The sequence below is a fragment of the Bacillus cereus group sp. BceL291 genome, assembly GCF_051776705.1.
In the GTDB taxonomy this organism is placed as follows: domain Bacteria; phylum Bacillota; class Bacilli; order Bacillales; family Bacillaceae_G; genus Bacillus_A; species Bacillus_A cereus.
In genome coordinates, this window is record NZ_JBPWAP010000149.1 from 1 (window position 1) to 5,872 (window position 5,872).

Below are 5,872 nucleotides of genomic sequence, written 5' to 3' on the forward strand. Positions count from 1 at the left end.
TCCAGTGGAACCGGTAGTCCCGGTAGCTCCAGTAGCTCCAGTAGCCCCGGTAGTCCCAGTAGGTCCAGTGGAACCGGTAGTCCCGGTAGCTCCAGTAGCTCCAGTAGCCCCAGTAGTCCCAGTAGCCCCGGTAGGTCCAGTAGGTCCGGTAGAGCCAGTAGCCCCGGTAGCTCCAGTAGTTCCAGTAGTTCCAGTAGCTCCAGTAGCCCCGGTAGCTCCAGTAGCCCCGGTAGTCCCAGTAGTCCCAGTGGAACCGGTAGGTCCAGTAGGTCCGGTAGAGCCAGTAGCCCCGGTAGTCCCAGTGGAGCCAGTAAGTCCAGTAGCCCCGGTAGCTCCAGTAGCCCCGGTAGTCCCAGTAGAGCCAGTAAGTCCAGTAGCCCCAGTAGAGCCAGTAAGTCCAGTGGAACCGGTAGCCCCGGTAGGTCCAGTGGAACCGGTAGTCCCGGTAGTCCCGGTAGCTCCAGTAGCCCCAGTAGTCCCAGTAGTCCCAGTGGAACCAGTAGCCCCGGTAGTCCCAGTGGAGCCAGTAAGTCCAGTGGAACCGGTAGCTCCAGTAGGTCCGGTAGCTCCAGTAGTCCCAGTGGAACCAGTAGCCCCGGTAGCCCCGGTAGTCCCAGTAGGTCCAGTGGAACCGGTAGAGCCAGTAAGTCCAATGGAACCGGTAGGTCCAGTAGGTCCGGTAGCTCCAGTAGCTCCAGTAGGTCCGGTAGAGCCGGTAGCCCCAGTAGGAGAATGTGGGAGAATAATACGGTTAATATCTAAAAGTGAAAAGTTAATGAACATATCTTTGTTTTGATAATCTATCGAAATCACCTCACTAGCATGTTTAAAGAAATAGTAAAGTAATAATTTTTATAGGTATTTCATTTCTATATTATTAATGCAACTTATTTTGGAAACAGTAAATAGCTATTATGACTATAGGGTATTAATTTTTAACCTAAATTTTAATAAAACCTTTATTAAAGATAAAGAGCGCTTTTAAAGGCGCTCTGAGACAAGTGTCATGTTGAAAAAGGGAATGGAGGATATTATGTGCATACTGTTTTAGAATGTTGTAAATTTTTAATTAAAAATAAAAAGATCTTATGAAAATTAAAAATTTGTATTATTAGATAGTCACCATACAATAAAATATGCTTGTTTGATATAAATGTGTGTCAAATTTACCAAAATATATTTTGGCATGCATAAGAAAATTAAAATACTTTTTTAGTAAATAATAGCGGCTTCAGTGACAGATGGTAGAAAGAGTTTATGTGGTATTGTAATAATTTCAAGCGCAATTTGCGCTGAATATAGGAGTATTTGAGTTAAATCTAAAGCGAGTGTTAAAAGTATTATGAAGCTTGTAAGAATTACAAAACTACCCCAAAAGAAACTTTTTGAAGTGTTGCGGAAATCTTTTATTAAGGAAAAGAAAGAAAAAGATGCGGTAACAATAAGAATGAAAATTTTATACTTATCAGACATTATAACCCTCCCAAAGAACAGTAATTTATATTATACTGTATTTTTCAATATTATTATAAAAAGATTTTAAAGTGAATAATAAGAAAAAAATAAAGCCATAACTTAAGACATTAGTTTAGGTTCTATTGTTTTAATACTTTGTTTTAGAAGGTATATAATCTGAAATTGAAAATTTTCCAAATGAATTGCCATTTTTTATTTCTAATCCAACATCAGGTACTCAATGAAATGGTATGAAAGATTATAGGCTGGTGATACGACATTAAATAAGAGGAATCTGCGCGCAGCAAGAGTCCTAGCTCAGATTTCTACTAGAGAAAAATATTTAGTTGGAGTTGATATGTTAATAAAAAACGGATGGATGTGGAAACTAAATATTCATGACATTAAGGATAAAGGTCAGGAAATATAATTTGGTATTCTGGGAATAACCGGAGGTCCGTAGTTAAAGTTGCATAGAATTTGTATTTTGTTTCTAATTTTTCAATTGTTGTTAAGTGATGTGAACCTAGTCCACGCTGTACACTATGTTGAGAAAGAGTCGGCCCAATTTGTAATTTTCGTTTTTTCATTGCATCGTTCCATGGACTATAAAAAAATTTAAAAATAAAAGCAGGTTCCATGTAAATGCTATAAGGATAATGCGAACCATGTCTCCCGACTCTATAGTTCCCGTGCGAATTATTGTGAATTAATCTACCGTTAAGATATAGTTGGTTTGGATTAGGTTGAGTTATTATGCCGTGATAACGTTGTTTAACAAGCGGAGAGCTATATCTTGGATTAGTGTAGCCATAACTCGGTTCATCAATCATCATAATCATTCTTATTGAAAACATATTGCCACCCATAGTGCTAAGTAATTTGAAAAATTGTTCTTTATTATAACAGCACAGGAATTCTGTCGTATTCAATACCATTTTCCATCCTGTAATTTCTCTTTCAATTTCCATAACTTCTTGATCAACTAAATAAGCATCAAATTCGAGTGATTTTGAGTTTCGTATTTCCCAATTAGGAGCGAATGTTTTACAGATTTCAACTGAACGATCAGTGGATCCACGATTAATAAGAATGCCATGATCAAATAGCTTTGTATGGTGCATTAACCACCATGGAAGTAAATATTCTTCATTGTAAAAATGAGAAATTAAAGTAGTCTTAATCAAAATCACCTCCGTATTTAACCTGCTTCTTATTTAATATGATATGGAAGGAAACCTATTGTTAGAAGGTTTCCTCTTAAAAGTTTTAAACCACATAGGGTATGTGGATGGATTAGTATATAAAGTAGTCTGATTGATAAAGAGTGGTATTAAAAAGTACAAAATCTAAAATGAGCATCGAATTAGTGTATAACGATTGAAACGGCACTGAAAACTAATAAAACAGCCATAATGATGTTGAATAATTGGTTATGTTTTACTAATATTTTTTGGAATATTGAACCAAATAAACTCCAACTAAATGTACTTAGTAAACCGACTATACCTAGAAATAATGAGAAAAGCAGAAAACTTGAATATGAATTGTAGTAGGGGAGTATAAAAGTAGAGACTACTGTGAGCCCGAATAATATTCCTTTTGGATTAACAAATTGAATGAAAATACCCACTGTAAATAAGTTTTTATTATTTTTTTCATTGTGATCTGCACCGCCTTTACTAGTAATTATTTTAAAGGCTAAATATAGCATATACGCGACACCTAAAATTTTTAAAGGAAATTCAATTATAGGGATAATATTAATTAAAACAATATTAAAGAAACTGCATAAAGAAGTGAGGATGAAAAAACCGAATGCTACTCCAAAGCAAAAGTTTATGCTTCTCTTTAATCCATGTTGATTTGCGTATGTCATAGCTAAGAAATTGTTGGGACCAGGTGTGAAGCTACTTATAAATACAAATAACAAAAAAGAAAATATAGGCATTTCAAAACCTCCCAATTTTTGTATGTTATAATGATCAAAAAGAACAATATAACGTGTGCTTTTTATTATACATAACGGTCGTTATATTGTATGCGGTGTAGGAGTGTTTTTTATGGAAGAAATTCAACTTATTCTGGCAAAAAATTTAAAATCAATACGTGAAAAAGAAAAATTAAGTTTAGAAAAGGTCTCTCAATTAACAGGTGTAAGTAAAACAATGATTGGACAAATTGAAAGAGGGGAGTCAAGTCCGACACTAACAACAATATGGAAAATTGCAAATGGCTTGAAAGTTTCTTTTACTTCTTTAATCAATAATCCTCAGCCTGATACGAAAGTGATTTTAAGAAAAGATATTCAAGTATTGTCTGAAGACAATGGAAAATATAAAGTGTATCCTTCTTTTCCATTTCAAGATGATAGACATTTTGAAATGTATACAGTGGAAATAGAAACAGAAGGGAAATTAAGTTCAGAAGGGCATAAAGAAGGCGCAGAAGAATTTATAACGGTATTTGAAGGTGAATTGACAGTAAAATTGAATAACTGTCAATATAAATTAAATAGTGGAGATTCAATTCGTTTTAAGGCCGATAGATCACACTCTTATTATAATTTAGGGGAATCTTTGACTCGATTAAGCATGACAATTTATTATCCAACTGCATAAGTTTACATTTATAGTAACAAAAGATAAAACCATCTTTAAGAGATGGTTTTTATTTTTTATTACTCACAAAAAAAGACACTCATCTGAGTGTCAACATAGTATTGCTCTCGCGTATAGGATTGGAGTACGTTTCTCAAATACGTATTGAGATGGTTCGTAAAAAAGAAACTGTCTTCATATTTAATGTAACATCGGTGGAAGTCAGTGTAAATTGATAATATATATACGGAAAATTTAGTATAGATAGTTTCTACTATGAATATAGTGCAATTTGTTCTTTAATGCGCCACCACTTTTATGAAATAATTGGGAGGTTCTTATCATGACAGACTTAGTATTTAATAATGTTTATTAGAAAAAGAATGAATCATTTTTAAATCGATTCGTATAATTGTTAGAGAGGCACCTGTTGAACCACCTCCAACCAAATTAACGATGTATAATACGTCGAATAATTGAAGTGAAATTGTAGTATCGGCAATTAAATTATTGTTATAATTTGAAGTTGATATAGCGGGAGAAAAAATAGAACCAGGAAGTGGAGTAGAAGCGTTTAATAGTAGTTTTGTTCCAGCGAGTAGAGCAGTTGTCGTATTAACTTGATAGGTTAAATGCTATCTTCTGGTTACAGGAATTGTAAATATATCGTTTGAGGCGTTAACTGTAAAATTACCGAGGCTTTGGTTATTAGAAAGAGGAATATTAGTTCCGCCTAATATCACAGTGATGGGATCACCTAATGTATTATTAGCGAACATAGAGTTTGTTGTAACTATTGACCCAGTATTTCTGGTAGGTTCAGTAAGTCTGTATGGAAGAATAATTTCAAGAGTCGTTGATACTAGTTTTTCTATTCTTTTTTCATTTTTATCTTGAGTATAAATTACCTCATTTTTAAATTAGAATGCAATAAGTTTCGTGTTTTTGGAATGGAACTATCATTTTATTATATTAATAGGAGTTATAGCAACGGTAAAATGTTTAATATATGTATGAATCATTTGGAAGGAAAAAAGAATAGTTATGAAAGCATTTCTTAATAATAGACTCATACTTATGTAAGTTAATTAAAAATATGTGGAATGAGGAATTAAATTGAAGCGGAATGATAAATTATCAATAAATAAAGGTAAGATAGAACCTGAGAATATTGGACCTACATTTTCAGCTCTTCCACCAATATATATTCCAACAGGAGCAACAGGAGCAACAGGAGCAACAGGAGCAACAGGAGCAACAGGAGCAACAGGAGCAACAGGAGCAACAGGAGCAACAGGAGCAACAGGAGCAACAGGAGCAACAGGACCAACGGGAGCAACAGGAGCAACAGGAGCAATAGGATTAACAGGTCCAACGGGAGCAACAGGCCCAACAGGAGCAACAGGCCCAACAGGAGCAACAGGAGCAACAGGCCCAACAGGAGCAACAGGTCCATCAGGAGCAACAGGAGCAACAGGAGAAACGGGAGCAACAGGAGCAACAGGAGAAACGGGAGCAACGGGAGTAACAGGACCAACGGGAGTAACGGGAGCAACAGGAGCAACAGGAGAAACGGGAGCAACAGGAGCAACAGGAGAAACGGGAGCAACGGGAGTAACAGGAGCAACGGGTGTAACGGGAGCAACAGGAACAACAGGTCCTACTGGGGGGATTGGCCCACATCCATCAACTTAAGGTATATTTTTAAACAAAATGCGGTCTTTCCATATAGTTTTTTATTATCTTTTGTAGATTTTATAAAAGCGGGCATATCAAATAAACCCTGACGGGTTTCAATTTTTTACTATGCTACCTGA

General features: G+C 35.7%; 4 protein-coding genes and 3 pseudogenes. 3 read left to right on the forward strand and 4 right to left on the reverse strand.

The window, feature by feature from the left end; genetic code table 11:
- Nucleotides 1-796 (forward strand): annotated as a pseudogene (locus tag ACS2CR_RS33115) (mucin 17-like protein); the annotation flags it as partial.
- Between the two features lie 416 nt (nt 797-1,212).
- Here the strand turns inward: ACS2CR_RS33115 and ACS2CR_RS33120 are convergent.
- From ACS2CR_RS33120 to ACS2CR_RS33130, 3 genes are all read right to left on the reverse strand, one after another.
- Nucleotides 1,213-1,473, reverse strand: coding sequence for a hypothetical protein (locus tag ACS2CR_RS33120; protein ID WP_001281135.1), 261 nt, complete (start codon nt 1,471-1,473; stop codon nt 1,213-1,215).
- Nucleotides 1,474-1,859: 386 nt separating this feature from the next.
- Nucleotides 1,860-2,642, reverse strand: a complete 783-nt coding sequence (locus tag ACS2CR_RS33125) for a glycosyltransferase family 2 protein (RefSeq protein ID WP_000598283.1) — start codon at nt 2,640-2,642, stop codon at nt 1,860-1,862.
- 179 nt (nt 2,643-2,821) lie between these two features.
- Nucleotides 2,822-3,406, reverse strand: a complete 585-nt coding sequence (locus ACS2CR_RS33130) for a LysE family translocator (protein WP_001121272.1) — start codon at nt 3,404-3,406, stop codon at nt 2,822-2,824.
- A gap of 112 nt (nt 3,407-3,518) precedes the next feature.
- On the opposite strand from ACS2CR_RS33130, the gene ACS2CR_RS33135 reads away from it, so the two are divergent.
- Entirely contained in the window at nt 3,519-4,076 is a 558-nt protein-coding gene (locus ACS2CR_RS33135; RefSeq protein WP_000391298.1) for a helix-turn-helix domain-containing protein, read from the forward strand.
- A gap of 338 nt (nt 4,077-4,414) precedes the next feature.
- Here the strand turns inward: ACS2CR_RS33135 and ACS2CR_RS33140 are convergent.
- A pseudogene (locus tag ACS2CR_RS33140) lies at nt 4,415-4,960 on the reverse strand (BclA C-terminal domain-containing protein).
- Between the two features lie 211 nt (nt 4,961-5,171).
- On the opposite strand from ACS2CR_RS33140, the pseudogene ACS2CR_RS33145 reads away from it, so the two are divergent.
- Nucleotides 5,172-5,732: pseudogene (locus ACS2CR_RS33145) on the forward strand (exosporium leader peptide-containing protein); the annotation flags it as partial.
- Nucleotides 5,733-5,872: the final 140 nt, after the last annotated feature.